At 44.8% G+C, this 19002-nt stretch carries 10 protein-coding genes; 3 read left to right on the top strand and 7 right to left on the bottom strand.

The annotated features are described in order from the left end of the window. Positions 1-34: 34 nt before the first annotated feature. Positions 35-1024: an esterase/lipase family protein gene (locus MY523_RS00870; RefSeq protein WP_250656923.1), complete on the bottom strand. Its 990-nt coding sequence runs from the start codon at positions 1022-1024 to the stop codon at positions 35-37. Positions 1025-1328: 304 nt separating this feature from the next. Beyond that, positions 1329-2228, bottom strand: coding sequence for a LysR family transcriptional regulator (locus MY523_RS00865; protein WP_250656922.1), 900 nt, complete (start codon positions 2226-2228; stop codon positions 1329-1331). A 165-nt stretch (positions 2229-2393) separates the two neighbouring features. Here MY523_RS00865 and MY523_RS00860 point away from each other — a divergent pair, with 165 nt between their 5' ends. Further along, positions 2394-2999, top strand: coding sequence for an FMN-dependent NADH-azoreductase (locus MY523_RS00860; RefSeq protein ID WP_250656921.1), 606 nt, complete (start codon positions 2394-2396; stop codon positions 2997-2999). Positions 3000-3100: 101 nt separating this feature from the next. Here MY523_RS00860 and MY523_RS00855 read toward each other — a convergent pair whose 3' ends face one another. Continuing rightward, complete coding sequence (locus MY523_RS00855; RefSeq protein WP_250656920.1) at positions 3101-4138, bottom strand: AraC family transcriptional regulator; 1038 nt, start codon at positions 4136-4138, stop codon at positions 3101-3103. A gap of 166 nt (positions 4139-4304) precedes the next feature. Here MY523_RS00855 and MY523_RS00850 point away from each other — a divergent pair, with 166 nt between their 5' ends. Together MY523_RS00850 and MY523_RS00845 are read left to right on the top strand one after the other, a co-directional pair. Then, entirely contained in the window at positions 4305-4817 is a 513-nt protein-coding gene (locus tag MY523_RS00850) for a sterol desaturase family protein (protein WP_250656919.1), read from the top strand. Between the two features lie 445 nt (positions 4818-5262). Then, entirely contained in the window at positions 5263-5625 is a 363-nt protein-coding gene (locus MY523_RS00845) for a YacL family protein (RefSeq protein ID WP_250656918.1), read from the top strand. A 108-nt stretch (positions 5626-5733) separates the two neighbouring features. Here the strand turns inward: MY523_RS00845 and MY523_RS00840 are convergent, their stop codons facing one another. From MY523_RS00840 to MY523_RS00825, 4 genes are all read right to left on the bottom strand, one after another. Further along, the gene (locus tag MY523_RS00840) at positions 5734-14820 is read right to left on the bottom strand and encodes a putative Ig domain-containing protein (protein WP_275975283.1); all 9087 of its coding nucleotides are present in this window, start codon (positions 14818-14820) and stop codon (positions 5734-5736) included. Continuing rightward, on the bottom strand, positions 14820-15239 hold the full coding sequence (locus tag MY523_RS00835; RefSeq protein WP_250656917.1) for a hypothetical protein: 420 nt from the start codon (positions 15237-15239) through the stop codon (positions 14820-14822). The genes MY523_RS00840 and MY523_RS00835 overlap by 1 nt, the downstream gene beginning before the upstream one ends. 116 nt (positions 15240-15355) lie before the next feature. After that, positions 15356-15790: a hypothetical protein gene (locus MY523_RS00830; RefSeq protein WP_250656916.1), complete on the bottom strand. Its 435-nt coding sequence runs from the start codon at positions 15788-15790 to the stop codon at positions 15356-15358. Between the two features lie 72 nt (positions 15791-15862). Beyond that, entirely contained in the window at positions 15863-18913 is a 3051-nt protein-coding gene (locus tag MY523_RS00825) for a calcium-binding protein (protein ID WP_250656915.1), read from the bottom strand. Positions 18914-19002: the final 89 nt, after the last annotated feature.

Here is a 19002-nt window from a genome sequence, read left to right as displayed (position 1 = left end):
ACACGCCCTCTGTCTATGGTTTGGTTATTATTGTTTATAGCCCGGCACTCTTCAGGCGGCGAGCGTGCTCAACATAGATAGGTACTGGGCTACTGGTAAACAAGCCACGCAACCCGAACATGCCGTTGATTTCATCGGCATGATTTAAGGTATAGTCATCTCGAATTACTTTACCCATATGCGATGAACAACGCCCTACCAGGCCATCATTCGCTTCGCTATGGGGGACGCCAGTCACCGCTAGAAAGGGGTCTGCCAGATCAAAAACGTTATAGTCAATCAATGGGTTATAGGTGCCACTCCAGGAGTAATAGCGAACCCCATTCACTTTGTGCGGTCCATCATTGACCGAGTAGTCTTTAACCCAGTTAGGCCACCACCACGAACCCGCGTTATATGTCGGTGTTGACTTACAAGAACCTTGTCGCAAACCTTGAGGGTGATCCTGATTAAACGCTAGCGCCCCTTCAGTATTGAGCGATTCTAAAGACCCCATCGCATTCTGCTGCTGCGACGTGTCGCCAGACAATGCCGCAAGCAGCGCGCCTACCGCATTCCCAATCGCTAACGCAGGCCCTTCAAGTGGAGAGTCTTTCAACAAGTCAGCAGTAGCAGAGCCGAAGTGAGGCGAGCCCACCGAGGTCACTGATGCGACCAGATCAGGTCTCACTGAGGCAACATAACGCGACGTTGGCCCGCCTTGGGAATGCCCAATCAGGTTGACTTTGGTTGCCCCTGTCGATGCGACAAGATCTTCCACATAGGCAAGTAGCTCTTCGCCTCGCGCCTCGTTGCTTTCATACCCGCTCACTTGAGGCGTGTATACCGCATTTGCACCGACATTCGATAACGCGCCTTTAACACCATAAAAATAGTCAGCCAGAATACTGTCAAACCCTGAAAGACCGTGAACCAATACAATGGGGTGTTTGGTTTGTCCTGAAGTATCTGCCTGAACCGTCAATGCCGCGCCAGCGATAGCCGCTGTTGCAACAAGGCCTGTGACTGCTTTTTTTATTCTCATCGTCTTATCCTTTCATTGCTGTATATCATTATTTTTATTTGAGTTTTATTGTTGATAACCCCAAAAGGGGCCGATTAGTGCCTTGAACTTTTTTTATTATTGTTCGGTCTCTGAAACAGTGTGATAGACGTAACTAACCACTAACAAAATGTAAAATATTGTTACAGCTACGATATATTAGATTGGTATTCAGGTGAGGTGAGTGCTTGAAATGTAGCTACAGAGATAACAAAAATATCTCTGCAGTCATAAAACTGATAATAGTGTCAGATTTTTCTCATCGGTTTTGCCCATTGTGGCAATGCTACGCGTGATACTCTTTCACAAATTGCTCTGTTATTTTTGCTGCCAACGCTTTACAGGCAGGCCCGGCATTTTCCATGGCCGATAGAATCAGGTAAAGCGGCAGTGACTTTCGCGCATCCATTACCAACGGGATACGCTTTAACTCGCCAGTTTTAAGTTCTTCTTCGATCAAATGTCTGGGGATAAAAGCAAACCCCAACCCTCGCTTTACAATTTTGATCGATGTAGCACTGTTACTGACTGTCCAGCGTTGCTCGGCCCCTAACCAACCTGCATCTTGCTGCCGTTTGATGCCGGTATCTCTAAAGACCACTTGCCTGTGCTGGCGCAGCTCTGGTTCAGTTACGCCATCTTTTAGTGAAAACAGAGGGTGATGTGGATGTGCGACCGGCAGCATTTCAACCTGCCCTATCGGTTTGCCAAGAAACCCGGGAGGGACTTTAGGTGACAAAACAATATCGGCCCGACGCTCCAGCAGGGCTTCATCGGTGCCCGATAGTGTCGTTTCAAGCACGACAATGCGAGTAGAAGAAGACTCTTTTGAAAAGGCCGCCAACGCCCTGATCAACGGATCAAGGTCTACCAGAAGGTCGACCGCTACCGTCACTTCAGGCTCCCAACCTTTAGCCAACAGCTGCGCAGACAACTCAACATTATCCGCCTCTTTCAACAGGTTGGTCGCTTTTCTATATAGAACCCGCCCAGCTTCTGTTAACACTGCCTTACGGCCCTGCTGTTCCAATACCGGAGTAGGCAGAAGCTCTTCCATTTTGCTAATTGTGTAACTCACACTTGATTGACTCTTGTTCAATATCTCGGCAGCTTTGGCAAATGACCCTTCATCAACCACGGCTTTAAATGCAGCCCACTGCTCAAGGGAAATTCTGGGTGCTCTCATTCTAGACTCCGGTCATTCAACTTTTATATCTAATATTTAAATCATTATCGACTAAATATCAACATATACCATCTAATTAACTAATATATTATAAACCTAATTCTTGGAGACAACTTAACCAAGCACTCCATTAATACAAACAGAGACAGATATAGGAGCCTCACTATGCACACGTTACTGCGACTCGATACGAGCATTTTTTCCGGACAAGGGGTTTCAACCCAGCTCTCAGATGCACTGCTTAGCCAGTTAAAATCGGCTAACCCGACACTCCGAGTTATTCACCGAAACTTTGCTGAACAGCCCGTTCCTCACCTTGATGGCATGTGGTTACAGTCTTTGATGGAGCCAGAGGAGACCCGTAGCGAAGCGCAGCATAAAATGGCCGACTTTTCTGACCAACTTATCAGTGAACTACAAGAGGCTGACACCCTAATCATAGGGCTACCGATGTATAATTTTGGCATTCCGTCGATGCTAAAAGCCTGGTTTGACCATGTCGCGCGTGCAGGAACCACCTTTAAGTACACCAATACCGGCCCGGTCGGTTTACTTGACGATAAAAAAGTCTATTTGGTAACAACCCGTGGCGGTATTCACAAAGACCAACCTAGCGATACTCAAATCCCGTTTGTAAAAACATTTTTGCAGTTCCTGGGGTTAACTAATATTGAGGTCATTTATGCTGAAGGGCTCAATCTGGGTGACGATATAAGAAATGCCGCGATTGCATCAGCAAAACAATCTATTGATAACCTAGTGGCTGCTTGAGCAGCCATCTCTTTCGCACCTTACGAGCGAGCGCATCGAATCTATTGTCGACCCTATTCCAGTCGCCCTTATCAAAGTCGACCATATTGAAGTTGATCGTATTAAATAGAGATGCGCTGCTCGGCGTACTCCGTTGGCGCACAATTAAACCAACGTTTAAAGGCTCTATTGAAACTGCTTTGCTCCAGAAAGCCGCAAAAACCAGCAATCTCTCCAATAGAGTGCCCTTCCTGCAATAAAAGATAGCTGGCGACATCCTTACGAACATCATCCACTATTTGCCGGTAACTCAGCCCTTTTTCAGTGAGCAGATAACGAATTTTTCTTACAGGAATCTCCAGCAGCTGTGCCACTCGATCCAAATCAGGAATTTCCTCAGGCAACCTGTCGAGGAGCGTTGAGCGAATCGCATTTTCGATATTAAGCGCTTGTACGTAATCGTCAATTAACGAGGTCGCCTGAGCTGTCATTAAGTCAGCCAATGAGTCATCACTGTCGATGAGCGTTTCATCTAACCAGGCACACGGGAAGATAATACTGTTCTCATCTGCGCCAAAGGTCACCGGGCAATCAAACAACTCGGCGTAGTCATCTTTGTTACCAAGGCATCGGTGGCTAAACGTCACCTCATGGAGTCTCTTTTGTGAAGAGAACAGCTGCTTCCCTATGCTAACCCAACCCGCGATGGCCATCTCTACTACCAGTGGTGATATGGGTATGGTGGGTCTCCAGATCAGGCGAACATATTCGCCTCTCTGCTGTTGGCAAATACTGCCTACGTCCCACACAACCGTTTCCAATTTGGCAAGACGTTCAATCGCTGCTTGTAGCGTGCTGCTTGCAGCAACCGCATACCCTATCAGCGGAAAGCTTTTTACTCGCAATCTAAATACTGCATTAATAGCCGTCAGTGGGTTTTGCTGGTGGTTATAAATAGTCTCTAAAAGACAGTTCACTTTAAAAAACGGCACACGATAATAACGGTCATTTTCCAGCCGCGTATTATCAATCATGCAGTGCTGAAGCAAACCGTTATCCACCTCTTCACGCAACGCAGAGCCCACATTAACCAGTAGCTGGTTAAGGTAAACCGCCGTAATACCATGGGGTTGTTTCATTGCGTCGGGTAACTCAATCACACTCATAGAAGCCTATAGGGTTCACTCACTATTAAATCTAGTCCAGAAACAAAACGAACGCTTGCCCGAATTGACAATATCATTTGTTCGTTAAGGCAATACCTCTGCTTAACCACATCTTATGATAACAATATCGATAACCCAACAAGATAAGAAGGTGATAACCATGCTGGGAATACCATTAGGGCTAATAACCGCCAACGCGACCGAGTGGGTGGTGCATAAATACGTGCTACATGGCTGGGGCAAAAAAAAGAACAGTTTCTGGCGTTTTCACTTATCTGAACACCATAAAAATGCCCGCAAACATCATTACATTGACCCGAGTTATAGCCGTTTCCCATTGGGAAATCATGCACAAGGGAAAGAGGCCTGGGCATTGATTGCCGGTTGCGTGATCGTCACCCCGTTGTTGCCCATCACGCCTTTTTATGTGGGTACGCTCTATTACTCCGCGTGGAATTATTACAGCAAACACAAGAAGTCCCATCAGAACCCTGAATGGGCAAAAGAGAACATCCCATGGCACTATGATCACCATATGGGGCCTAACCCTCATGCCAATTGGTGCATCACTCGCCCTTGGTTTGACCATTTAATGGGTACTCGGGAGGTGTTTTATACAAAAGATCAACAAACACCAGCTAAAGCCAAACCGGTTACCACAAACACTGCCTGACCTGAATGGCACTTACTTAAGATGCAGATTATTAAATAAATGGCTCTATACAGTGGATGTCTTGCTAATGTCTTCTAATTTTCTACTGAGCATAGAATCGGGCACAGGGCACCCTCGAACCAAGGACCTTAGTAAAATGTGTGGCTACAAAGAGGTAGGAGGGTGCCCCGCGCCCGATATAATGAATTATCATAAGCAGATGAGCAATATAGGGCTCGTAGCGGGACTGTACTGACTTAAGAAGTAACTTATTAAATTACATAAATGGTTCTATGCGATGGATGTCTTGCTAGAGATTGCAATTGTGGCAAAGCGAAAGGGGGGTAAAGGAGAATGGGCATCAGAGTAAGCTTAAGTAAGTGCCATTCCTGCCTGACCTAATACTTTTGTCGGCATCAATACGATAGAATGCGCCTCCAATCTGATAGCTCGATTAGAGGCCTTTATGGATTACGACTTTATTATTGATGAACAGTACCACCCTGTCGCACAGTTTTCGGTCGGCCATGAAGCCCTCGGCCTCTGGCTGACAGAAGAAATCGGGCGTGATAAACAAGCGATTGCAGAACTTCTTGATGTTATCCAGCAGCTTGAGTCCCGCGTTATCATGCATCATCACATCGAAGGTAAAGAGTTTCAGTTGCGCCTGAACGGCGAACAGGCTGAAGTGGTTGCGCTGGCACTTGAAATAGATATTGATGAAGAACTACCAGAAGACACCCAGCTATACGATCAGGAGTCTTACGCCGAATGCGGGATAGACGACTTTAAGCAGGCAGTATTAGACTGGCAGGCGTTTATTGGTTAAAAACGGTGATCAAGCCACTATTATTTACAACCACTCTTAGCGAGATAACAGAGATTCCAAAGTTAGGGAGCCTTTCAGCCCCCTATACAACTACTGCATTTTAGCTAATTAAACAGCCTGCCACGCAGCGGCAATTGACGTGTTGGCCTGTTCACGCTCTTCAGCTGAGAGGGTTATTTCTCCCCCGGCAGGCGCTCCAAACGAAGCCATGGCATCAACCAGCAGGTCAATACCTGCGGAATCAATCTGAGATGATGCAGTACTGACTTGATCAAGCTGATGTTGATCACCCGCAAACCAGTCATTAACGGCTATCTGGTCAGCAGAACCTAACACATCAATAACCAAACGATCCCCATCTCGACTAAACCACAGGTCTTCTTTTACAAAACCATCCATTAGCTGTAATACATCTTGGCCAGTGGCATCGTTTTGAGCAATAACATCACGCCCATCACCCGCCGAGAACAGGTAGGTGTCGTCGCCACTGCCGCCATCCAACAAGTCATCTCCCTGACCGCCGATGAGCACATCATTGGCTGCCAAGCCCAGTAACTTGTCACGAGCACTTGTGCCGGTTAGCGTTTCAGCTGAATCACTTCCCGTTATGTCGTTATAACCCGCAAAATTGAGTTGTAGCTGATCAATATTGGCACCACTGGAGCCTGTGGTGATTAACTTAATAGTGTTTTCACCTTCCAGCAGAGTGACTTGCAGTGATTCATTTTCCCAGTTAGTCCAGCTTCCGGTAGGGGCAAAAGCCAGAGTATCCACGGTTACGCCATTCACCTCCAGTTGCAGCGGCCTGTCCCCAAAGTGCAACGCATAACGAATATCCAAATCATAAAGCCCTGCGTTAGCCGTTACGTTGTAGCTAATTTCCCCTTCACCAATCATATCGACAAAGCCACTACCTTCATAACCTGCATTGTTGGTCGCTATCGCGTGACTGTTAAGCTCACCATCCTCGGCCTGAATAGTCATTGAGTCATAATTGTCTTCGGGTTGGCTGTTTACCCATACCGTAAACTGGTCGCTGGCTGTTTCTCCAGCTAAATCAGTGGCTGTTACAGTAATGTCAAGCGTTCCGACTTCCGCAGTCCCCGGTGTCCCTGTAAACGTTTGGGTTTGCGGATCAAAAGAGAGCCAACTGGGTAGAGCAGAACCATCAGCAAGTGTTGCGCTATAGCTGAGGTTGTCTCCCGCGTCGATATCGGTAAAGCTATCAGAAGGAAGAGTTAATGAGAAAGGCGCTCCCTCTACTGTAGTTGCATCAACCAGAGCCATATTGGCTACCGGCGCATCATTCACATTATCAACCGTAAGCTCAAAGGTTGTGGTGGTGCTATCAACCCCATCACTGGCGGTTACAGTGATATTATAAGTACCTACTTCATCGTTAGTCGGGGTTCCAGTAAATGTCTGTCCATCAAAACTTAACCAGCCAGGCAGTGCTCCGCTACCGGTTTCTGTTGCGGTATACGTCAGTGCATCACCATCGGCATCACTGAATGATGAGGCAGGAATGGCAAATGAGAAGGCAGCATCTTGAGTCGACGCCTGATCTGCCACGCCACCATTAACAGCTGGTGCACTATTAGCAACAACATCCATTGGGGTGAGGGTCAACTGGTCAATATTCGCGCCACTCGCCCCTGTAGTAATGAGCTTGATAGTGTTTTCGCCATTCACCAAGTTGACCTGTATTGATTCGTCAAGCCAGTTTGTCCAACTGCCCGTGGTGTTAAAGTCTAACGTATCAACTACGGCGCCATTGACTTCTAGCTGCAAAGGTCTGGAACCTGCTTCAAGCGCATAACGAATATCCAACCCATAACTGCCAGCAGTGGCGGTCACGTTATAGCTAATTTCTCCTTCACCGATCATATCAACAAACCCGCTACCTTCATAACCCGCTTTATTCGTGGCAACAGCATGGCTATTGAGTACGCCGTCTTCTGCCTGAATAGTAATAGGGTTAGTGGTTGGGGCCGATTGTTCATTAATCGTTACCGTGAATTGGTCACTGGCTGTTGCACCGGCCAAATCAGTCGCTGTTACGGTAATATCCAACACGCCCACCTCTGCAGCACCAGGAGTACCCGAAAAGGTTTGGGTTGCAGGGTCAAAGGTGATCCAACCTGGCAAAGCAGAACCATCACTAAGCATTGCGCTATAGGTAAGACTGTCACCCGCATCGATATCAATGAAGCTATCGGAAGGGATGGTTAACGAGAAAGCGGCTCCTTCAGTCGTGGTTGCATCAGCAAGAGCAATGCTAACTTTAGGCGCATCATTCACGTTATCTACGGTAAGTTCAAAGGTTGTGGTGGTGCTATCAACCCCATCACTGGCTGTTACAGTAATATTATAAATGCCTACTTCGTCGTTAGTAGGGATTCCGGTAAATGTCTGAGCATCAAAGTTTAGCCAAGAAGGAAGCTGAGAACCGTCGGATAAAGTAGCAGTATACGTAAGAGTATCGCCGTCAGCATCAGTAAACGCATCAACGGGCATAGAGACATTAACAACCGAGTCTTCTGTTACCGTCAAGTCATTCAAACCAGAAGCAACAACAGGTGCATCGTTTGTGTTTGAAACTGACAGCTCAAAGGTATCGCTGACCGCAGCTCCAAAAGTATCCGTTGCTGTCACCATTACGCTCAAGTTACCCACATTCTCATTTCCAGGCGTACCACTGAATGTTCGAGTGAAACTTTCAAAATCTAACCATGATGGTAGTTCCGAACCATCTGAAAGTGCTGCCGTATATCTAAGACTGTCTCCAGCATCGACATCTTTGAAGCTATTCTCAGGGATTGTCAGGCTGAACAACTGTCCTTCAGAAGCGGTTGCATCGAGTAATACCTGATTAACGACAGGTGCATCGTTAATATTTTCAACAGATATTTGGAACGTAGTATTAGCACTAGCCTGTCCATCACTAGCAATTACACGAACAGCTAAAACACCAACATCGTCATTATTGGGTGTACCGGTGAATGTCTGTCCATCAAAATTCAGCCATGAAGGCAGTTCTGAACCGTCCGATAAAGTAGCGGTATAAGTAAGAATATCGCCATCTGCATCACTAAACGATGAGGTTGGGATATTATACGAAAAGCCTAAATCTTGCGAAACTGCCTGATCAGCTAGCCCACCAGCAACTACTGGCGGATCATTAACAGTAACAGCAGTACCAATAACTTGTTCTAATTCCAATATCCGGCTTTCGATCAAGCCGCCATTGTCTATTTGATAACTAAATTGAGCAGGGCCGCTATAGCCGAGATCAGCAATAAATGTGAGTTGACCAACAACCATATCAATTTGCAAGTTGCCATGTTCAGCTCCACCAAAAGTGATGATTTCACCACTATCATTGGCTTTAGTAGCATCTAGGCCCAGCAACTCTTTAAAAGAGAGCGACAAAGCTGTTGACTCAGGGCGACCTTTAAACTTATTAAAATGAGCTACATCTAGTCGTGTGGTTGTTTCAACATTGGTCATATATTCTGTATCAGAGTAATTCCAGTATACGCCATCGGCAAACTGAATTCGCTCTATACGCATATCTTGGCTACGATCAAAGTGCCTGCTGACCTCTGTAGTTCCCCAAGCTCCAGCACCCAAGATAAGATTATTGACGTTTCGACCCACCGATACATCTGAGGACTTAATGCCATTCGAGTATTCTATAACATCGTTTTCTCCACTAAAGTCAGTAATTTGATCTCCCCCCGATGAAACTAAATAACGGTCAGAACCAGAGTCATCCATCATTTCATCAGCGCCTTGCCCTCCTATATAAACATCATTTCCGTCACCACCATACATTCTATCGCCAAGGTACCCAGCCACCAAAATGTCATGCCCGATTCCTCCACTAAGGCGATTTCCATAGTTACCGGTTGCTATAGGGTCTGCCGAATAGTCATAACTTACGCCAAAATCACCGTATAACGTATCATTGCCCCAACCACCATCTAGGTAGTCATCACCTCGACCGCCATAAAGAATATCATTTCCATCATTACCATAAACATCATCGTCGCCACCCAAACCATCTAGTGTTTCATCAATACTAGAACCAGCGATAACATCATTACCATCGCTCGCTTGGGAGACCAGTGATTTAATTTCGGCCGCAGAGATCACATCGCCATTGTCAAATATAAATTGATCTATCTCATCCTCTGGAGCTAACAGAAACTGCTGTATACTAATATAATCAGATGACCCGATCGAAACCCTCAAATCCCATCCAGCAGCTTTAAAACTAACGTCCGATACTTTAATTCCAGGGCCAAACTCTAACGTATTAACATCATCAGCGGTTCCTCCGCTATCATATATCCAATCTCTGGCGCCCCACTCATCTAGCCCTAAAGAATCACCTAGATTAAAAATATATTTATCGGATCCCGCCCCTCCGGACAAAATGTCTTTGCCCTTGCCTCCAATCAGTACATCATCCCCCTCACCACCATACAGGGTATCGCCCCCGCCCTTACCGTCCAAGGTACTACCGGCCTTATAGGCCCACATAACATCTTCCAGCTCTGTTCCCCTGTGTGCAAGTTCCTTAACTTTGTCTATTGACCATTCTGCACCACTAGCAAAACGTATTGTTTCAATCTGAAACCCGCTTGAGTCGTCCTCGCTAAAGTAATCTGGGATAACTACTCCCCCCCCCACCGTTGAGAGCCCATCTAGATACAAAGTGGAAACATTCGTCATCCTAACCCTAATATCCGACTCTAAAATTCCTTCGCTAAATTCAATAACATCAATATCCCCTGCCCCCTCCGCATTTTCAAAAACATAATCAATGCTAAAATTTTTATCGAACACATAGGTATCTGAACCAGCTCCGCCAACTAATCTGTCATAACCAGAACCACCATTAATGCGGTCATCTCCATTTTTACCGTAAATTTTGTCTGCACCAGCGAGACCATTAATCTGATCGTTGCGGTTGGTTCCGTAGATGGTATCATCTGCATCGGACGCACTCAGTAGCATCGCTATTATTGACTCGGTATCCCATACAGCACTTGGGTAGTCTTCAAAACGCACTTCATTAATTTGGTAGGAACCGGCGCCAGCACTTGCAGTAAAGTCATGTATTTTAATGTAAGGGACAGCACTGCCTTCCCCTACACTCATTGTCAAGGTATCGCCAGGAAGCTCAAGCACAATATCTGTTGGCGCAATCCCAGCGCCAAACACTATCTTATCGGTTTTACCTACTGCTATATCGTTATTATGTATCTCGTCAGTGTTACTCCCTAGTCCAAAATAGTATGTATCTGAGCCTTCACCGCCATACAAATGATCCCAACCGCTTCCGCCAGTGATAGTATCATCACCACCGAGGCCGTAGATCGAATCATTGCCGCCTCCCCCATCAATATTGTCCGCAGTGTCGAATCCAAGAATGGTCTCGCTACCTGCAGTTCCTCGAGTAATTTCCGATTTAATATCTGTATCTGCCCAGACTACGCCATTACCAAACTTAATAAACTCCATTATGGAGTCTCCACTTGCATCAGCAGAGAAATACGAAGGAATCTCGATTCTATCAGCAGTACCTATGACGCTCAGTATTAGAGATCCATCAGAGAGCGATGCCCTTACATCTGAGGCCTTTATTCCCTCCCCAAACTGGATTATATCAACGCTACCAATAGACGAGTCATAGTTATTGATAATATCCGCACCATCCCCCCTGTTAAAATAGTAGGTATCTGAACCTCCACCACCTTCTAGATAATCATTACCTTTACCACCATAAAGATGGTCATTACCCTGTAGCTCTGTTGGCAACTCACGGAAGAAATCTGCAACGGACTCTCCTCGAAAATATCTAGCTATAGGCCACTCACTGGCGTCAGTATGTCGATCCCCCCATAAGTGGTCATCACCGTCCTCTCCATATATCGTGTCATCACCGATCTCACCGAGAATCCAGTCATTACCTGAGCCACCCCAAACCTTGTCGTTATAAGTTTCCCCGGCAACCGTAGCAACAATAGCATTCGCCATTGGAGTCGTCATCGAATAAGCTATATCATCTTCGACCCAATGATGGCTCGCCAACTCTATTTTTGAGTCTGCATAAACAAAATCGCCTTCACTGCCTGTATATATAACATCAGCCCCATGTCCACCTCCTACATAATCAGCCCCGGAGCCTGTGCTAATCATGTCATTGTCTCGGTCCCCCGAAACATAGTCGCCACCAGCCCCACTGAAAATGATATCTTTACCATTCCCCGTCTCAGAGGGATACATATAGTCAGAGTTGGTAATTGCAGACTCTGTGTCACTAAATCCTATCCACTTACCCCCTGCGTCATAAACTAATTTGGCTTCAATGCCAAAATTTCCGGCAATATAGTCAACTCCACCTCCACCAAAAATTTGGTCGTTACCAATACCTCCATATAATGTATTGTTACCATTTTTACCATTGATAAAATCATCACCTGCTCGCCCAAAAAGATGATCTTCTCCACCTATTTGGTTAATCTCAGGATTGTCTGCAAGATATTGCTTAATCTCCGCTGGTAAAGCTGCATATGCAGCAGCCCACTCAGGAGAACTTTTGTGTACTCTGGCGCTATCGCCGCCAACTAGAATGTCATTGCCATTTCCACCCTGAAACCCAAAGTCCCCGCCTTCAATAAACTTGCCGTATTGGCGTGGAGGGATTTCTTCTAACTGATTCCATAACTCAGTGGCAACGGTAGCGTCATAAATAATTCCTTTCTGAGGGTCAAACCAGTCAGTACGGTGTTCAAACAAAGGTTGAAACACCTCGCTCGAACCTGGGCGCAACCCCAAACCGACATCAAACGCCCCATTAAGCACAGGCGGGATAGGCTCACCCGTTTCAATTCGTATACCGAACCGCTCATCCGCTAGACTCTTACTAAAGTCTTCAATAACGAGTACGCCATCTGAAGTATCACCTTTTAACGTGATATAAAGTTTGCCATCTTCAGAGAAATAGTAATGGTTTTTTTGCTCATCTTCATACAACTCCCCCTTGTCGTCTGTTTGTGTGAGCTTGGTGATCTTCTGGCCGTTTAACCTTAATTCATTCTTTCCCTGAGTGTCGCGAATCGTGTCATTGCCATCTCCGGTATTGTAGTAATAGGTGTCGTCTCCTTCACCGCCTTCAAGATAATCAACCCCTTTACCACCCGTTAAATGATCATTCCCTTTTCCACCATATAATTTGTCATGGCCATCCTTTCCATCAAACGTATCTGAACCATCTTCACCAAAGAACAAATCGTCATTAGAGCCACCTTCAAATGATTCATCCATATCATTGCCAAGATAGATACCCTTGGGTTCTCCACCCAAAATACCGGTGGTGGTAATAATTTCTAATTCGCCGTCTTCATGGTGGATAACAATGGCGTAGGAGTCATCAGTGAGCCCATTAATGTCCACTCCATCATTTTGAATGTTGCGGAATAGTAAGGCTAATGATCTTGCACTTATCCACTCTTCTGTCATGGTTCCTGTGCCCGTTTCTGGGTTATATAAATCCAGTTCACCGCTGGTGTTATGCTGATCAATATCAGCATTTAGAATAGCGAATGGGCTTAGTTCTTTAAGCGCGTGCCTGAATGCCATATTTGACTTGGCTCCGGCTACAAGATCATTTACGTAGAATGAGAATTCTTCTGAGGTTAGGGTTGGTGTTGGGCTAACTTCACCAGTCGTATCATACTCAGGGGACAGAGAAACGTACTCTAATTGTGGCTCTGCTGGGCCAGGGATTTTTGAAATGATCTCTTCTGGGGTGGTGGCATCACCGAATAACCAGTCTGAAACGACACTGCGGATCAAGTCGCGAGCCTCTGAATCAGTCGATCCGACCAAGTCTTTATAATAAGCTAATGCGCTACTCGCCCCAAAAATACCACCGGTAACAGCGCCCCCAATTGCAAATGAAGCAACAACTAAAGGAGCGCTAGTTCCTACAACTAACGCTGCAAGCGTACCCGCAATAACGCCTCCGGCTATTCCTGCAACTTCACCTCCAACAGTTTCGATTAACCAATCTTCCCAGACATCTACAGCGCCCGCAATATCACCCTTATCAGCGGCAGCCTCAGCTTCCTCCGCGGTGAACACAACACCAAGCACAGTCAATGGTAAAGCAATAGCTTTAAGGCCATTTGTCCAATTAATTCCGCTCAAAAAGCCTTTATTTGATGTCACCAAAGCTTGTATATCTGATGGTGAAGTAGCTAGGAAGTTCTTCAAATTTTGTGCTTGCTGAGCATTCAATATAGAGAGGTCTCCCGAAATAATCGGGATATCTACACCATTAACATTTTCTATGGTAATTTGAGTAGCGGCATTTGACACTTTTGTAAGAATATCCGAACGATAAAAAATGTTAGTCGCGTTGGTACTTTCAAACAACCCAGAGCCACCATTAATAGTGATTGAGTTCGATACGAAACTAGACAAAACCGCAGCATTGCTTCCGGTTTCTGCAGCTAAGCTTGCAAACTCTTCAATAGGAATACCGTCTACATTAAAACTCTGCCCGGCCTTTGTGAATTTGTTTAGCAACGCATCTAGTTCGGTTACAGAGAAGACACTTGCCGGGTCTGGCGTCTTGGGCAAGATAAGAGAAAAGTTGCCATCAGCATCTTCGATAAAGCGACGGGATGCGATATCCCAAAGTGAGTTATTACTTACGCGTGAGCCATTGACGGTATCCGTCCCGTAATAGGCCGCATCGAATTGATTGCTGTAAGCAACCTGTTGATCAATGCTCATATCGGAATAATCAATGAAAGGATCTGCTCCATTAGTTATCTCGTATTTGACAGCCATGATAATTGCTTCTTCCAACTCATCACTGTTCATTACTCTTCCAACATGGCTATCACTAATCATAATGCCATTGGGCGCTCCTCCATATTGTCCATTAACTCCTTTGGCAATATCATAGGCTTTTGTTCCATCAGGCGTAGCTCCACTGTAAAGTAGGTATGGTTGATTACCCCAACTCGAAGGATTCAAAAGTCCACCTGAAGTGCCTTCGAGTTTTACTAGAAGCTGATCAATGGTAAATGGCACGGCCCCTGGCTCACCTTTAACCACATCATCAATACGCTGCTGAATTTCATCAATCACTTTTTGGCTCAAGTCACTCATTACTTATCCTCCTTGAAGTAGTAATGGCCCCGATATAGAACTCGTATTGCTGCTTTAGCTTCCGCTATAACAACCTTTCGCTTATCTACATCTTCTATTTCGATAGGTTTTAAAACTCGACTCTTATCTTCAGTTTCAAGCACATATACTTCTCCATCAAGAAATAACACGATAGTTCTAAGTTCCAAAACATAGGTTAAGCGCGCTGCATAATAGTTGCGCTCCTTATCTATTACCCAAGAATCATCAGTCGATAACTCTCCGCGGGGGGTATTGTAATTCGTTGGGCGATCAGGTCTTGGCCCTTTCTTATGCTCTTGTATTTGCCATAATTCAGAATTATTTGGTGTTTCGTTAGCAAGATCATTTTGTATTCTTATGCAATTTTCTGGTGTTAATTTTTCTTTAACGTAACCCATTTGATTTTTCCTTAAAGGTTAATTAATTTGAGTTTCAAGCTAAGTAAAAAGCTTCAGATATATTCTCTAATGAGCTAGAAAATAGAGCTGATTCTTCTTCCCAGTCTATTATTGGCTTAGGTTATCCATTGCTTATCCTCCTTGAAATAATAACCACCTCGTAGCAGTACTTTTATTGCAGCTTTGGCTTCTTCTTTTACTCTGTCACGTTTGCTGATATCTTCTATTTGAAGAGGTTTCAAAACTCGGCTCTTAACTTCTGTTTCCAACAAATAAATCTCACCATCAAGAAACAACAAAATGCGTTTAACCTCAAAAACATATACAACCCATGCTGCATAATAATTTCGTTCACGATCAATAACCCAAGGGTCATTTGTTGATATATATCCAAAAGGTGTTTCATAGTCTTGAGGCACCCCTGGTTTTGGGCCGCGAATATGTGACTTATTCTGCCAAAGTTCTGGCATGACTGTTGGTAATTCGTTAGCCAAATCATTTTGTATTCTTATGCAATTTTCTGGTGTTAATTTTTCTTTAACGTAACCCATTTGATTTTTCCTTAAAGGTTAATTAATTTGAGTTTCAAGCTAAGTAAAAAGCTTCAGATATATTCTCTAATTTCAAAAAATAGATCTGACACTTTTTTCCTTCCCGCCATAAAGATGGTCGTTGCCATTCAGCTCCAATGGCAACTCGCGGAAAAAATCTGTAATAGACTCGTCTAGAAAATACGTAGTACGAGGCAGTTGACTCGGGTCTGTATGACGATCCCCCCATATGTGGTCATCGCCTTCCCCTCCATACAACGTGTCATCACCAACTTCACCGAGTATCCAGTCCTGACCAGAACCTCCCCAAACCTTATCATCATAGGTCTCGCCTGCTACAGTTGAAACAATTGCATTAGCCATTGGAATAGTAAACGAGGTTACAATGGAGTCTTCAATCCGTTGGTGATACGTAAACTCTATATTGGAATCGGCATAAACCAGGTCATCACCAGTCCCTGTGTAAATAATGTCAGATCCATGTCCTCCGCCTACATAATCAGAGCCGGCCCCAGAGCTGATCAAGTCATTGTCCCTGTCACCTGACACATAATCTTTTCCTGCGCCACTGAAGATAAGATCCTTACCGTTGCCAGTTTCAGAAGGGTACATATAGTCAGGATTCGTGATCGCAAGTTCTGAGTCGCTGAAACCTATCCACTTCCCCTGCGAGTCATAAATTAGCTTAGCGTCAAACGCAAAATTGCCAGAGATGTAGTCAGTCTCCTTGCCGCCAAAAATCTGATCATTTCCTATCCCCCCATACAAATAATTGTCTCCATCCTTTCCATCAATAAAGTCATCGCCAGCTCGTCCAAAAAGCTGATCGGTTCCTCCTATATAGTTTTGCCCTGGGTTATCCTTAAGGTAGTCCCTAATACTTTCGGACAGTTGGGCATAGGCAGCGTCCCATTCAGGTGTGCCTTTATATATAACTGAAGTATCTCCACCAACTAGGCTATCATTGCCATTTCCTCCTTGAAACCCAAAAGTTCCACCTCTAACGAAAAGGCCATATGGATTGCTACCATCTTTACCCCACAACCCTTTGGCCGCGTTTGCGTCATAAATAATTCCTTTCTGGGGGGCAAACCAGTCAGCACGGTGTTCAAACATAGGTGAAAACACCTCTTCCGAACCTGGGCGCAACCCAGAACCCACATCATGCGCTCCGTCAAGTATAGGAGGGGTAGGCTCACCAACTTCAATCTTTATTCCGTACTGCTCTTCCGCTAGGCTCTTGTTAAAACCTTCAACAGTGATCACTCCACCCGTAACATCGTCTTTTAACGTTATATAAAGCTTGCCATCGCCCGAAAGGTAGTAACGGTTCCCCTGATCGTCCAAATACAAATCTTCACTGTCATCAATTTGTGTAAGGTTGTTGATTACCTGTCCATTAATCTTTAATACATTCTGGCCCTGAGTGTCGCGAAGCGTGTCATTGCCATCGCCGGTATTGTAGTAATAGGTATCGTTGCCCTCACCCCCTTCGAGATAATCAACCCCTTTACCACCCGTTAAATGATCATTCCCTTTTCCACCATATAATTTGTCATGGCCATCCTTTCCATAAAACGTATCTGAACCACCTTTACCAAAGAACAAATCGTCATTAGAGCCACCTTCAAATGATTCATCCATATCATTGCCAAGATAGATACCCTTGGGTTCTCCACCCAAAATACCGGTGGTGGTAATAATTTCTAATTCGCCGTCTTCATGGTGGATAACAATGGCGTAGGAGTCATCAGTGAGCCCATTAATGTCCACTCCATCATTTTGAATGTTGCGGAATAGTAAGGCTAATGATCTTGCACTTATCCACTCTTCTGTCATGGTTCCTGTGCCCGTTTCTGGGTTATATAAATCCAGTTCACCGCTGGTGTTATGCTGATCAATATCAGCATTTAGAATAGCGAATGGGCTTAGTTCTTTAAGCGCGTGCCTGAATGCCATATTTGACTTGGCTCCGGCTACAAGATCATTTACGTAGAATGAGAATTCTTCTGAGGTTAGGGTTGGTGTTGGGCTAACTTCACCAGTCGTATCATACTCAGGGGACAGAGAAACGTACTCTAATTGTGGCTCTGCTGGGCCAGGGATTTTTGAAATGATCTCTTCTGGGGTGGTGGCATCACCGAATAACCAATCTGAAACACTTTGAATTAAGGTTCGTTTTCCTCCTTCTGTCTTTCCAACAAAGTCTTTGTAGTATTCCGTAGCAGTGCCACCGGCAAAGATTCCACCAGTTATAGATGCTCCAATCACTACAACTGCGGCTAACGGGGCGGCTACCGTTACTCCAGCAGCGGCAGCTACAGCAAGTGCAACGCCTCCTATTGAAGCACCAGCAGCCTCGCCAACCAGTGAACCAGCTGTATCAACAGCATACTCTTCGGCAATTTGGATTGCGAGTTCATGATCTCCTGCTTCTTCAGCTGCATTTGCTTCAAATGACATAAACATTAAACCAGCAATACTACCAACTATGCCCAGTTTGTTTAGAATCTTACCGCCACTTACAGCAACACCTTCACCAAAATCAAACGTGGACTTTGCCCAGTTTTTAAACTCTGTTTGTTTAGCTCCATCCATTTCACCAAGATTTGATGTAATATCGTTCAACAAACTTGGATTTGCTTGAATCCTTGCTAAATAACCGTCAGGAGTGAGGCTTAAATAATTAGAAGTATCCGTGGCTGACAAACCACTAATACTCACTTGTAACCTAGACCAAGAATTAATATGAGTAATTACATCAGCAATCTGGCTTGGAGATGATGAGGGATATTTTTCAAGAATATCACTGAGAGGAATACCATCAATTGAACCTATATTGCTGTTTGTTAAGAGCGCTGGTAATTCGCTTTGAACAAATACACTCAAATCACTAATATTATTTGGAGCAATAATTCTGAAATTGCCGACAGCCTCTTTAACATAATTTTCTGAAGCTATATCCCAGAGGGAGTTAGCGTTAGCAACCCTGGGAGCATCTGAACCTATTCCGTCTTTTCCGTGTAGAATAAGGTTTTGTTTTGTCTTTAATTCATCTAACTCCTCATATGTAGAAGGGTTAGCAAATGCATCCCCAAGAACATCAAGCTTAATTGCACGCATCAATGCTTCATTAAATACATCGCTATTTCTAAGAAGTTGACCTACATCACTACTCAGAATATCAACACCACCTCCAGTTTTTTTGATTG

Source organism: Alkalimarinus coralli (assembly GCF_023650515.1).
GTDB classification, from domain to species: domain Bacteria; phylum Pseudomonadota; class Gammaproteobacteria; order Pseudomonadales; family Oleiphilaceae; genus Alkalimarinus; species Alkalimarinus coralli.
This window is presented reverse-complemented; position numbering and strand designations above follow the sequence as displayed.

Excerpts from the sequence above, each read along its gene's own strand:
- MY523_RS00870 (WP_250656923.1), bottom strand. The coding sequence starts at position 1,024 with ATGAGAATAAAAAAAGCAGTCACAGGCCTTGTTGCAACAGCGGCTATC.
- MY523_RS00865 (WP_250656922.1), bottom strand. The coding sequence starts at position 2,228 with ATGAGAGCACCCAGAATTTCCCTTGAGCAGTGGGCTGCATTTAAAGCC.
- MY523_RS00860 (WP_250656921.1), top strand. The coding sequence starts at position 2,394 with ATGCACACGTTACTGCGACTCGATACGAGCATTTTTTCCGGACAAGGG.
- MY523_RS00850 (WP_250656919.1), top strand. The coding sequence starts at position 4,305 with ATGCTGGGAATACCATTAGGGCTAATAACCGCCAACGCGACCGAGTGG.
- MY523_RS00845 (WP_250656918.1), top strand. The coding sequence starts at position 5,263 with ATGGATTACGACTTTATTATTGATGAACAGTACCACCCTGTCGCACAG.
- MY523_RS00840 (WP_275975283.1), bottom strand. The coding sequence starts at position 14,820 with ATGAGTGACTTGAGCCAAAAAGTGATTGATGAAATTCAGCAGCGTATT.
- MY523_RS00835 (WP_250656917.1), bottom strand. The coding sequence starts at position 15,239 with ATGGGTTACGTTAAAGAAAAATTAACACCAGAAAATTGCATAAGAATA.
- MY523_RS00830 (WP_250656916.1), bottom strand. The coding sequence starts at position 15,790 with ATGGGTTACGTTAAAGAAAAATTAACACCAGAAAATTGCATAAGAATA.
- MY523_RS00825 (WP_250656915.1), bottom strand. The coding sequence starts at position 18,913 with ATGCGTGCAATTAAGCTTGATGTTCTTGGGGATGCATTTGCTAACCCT.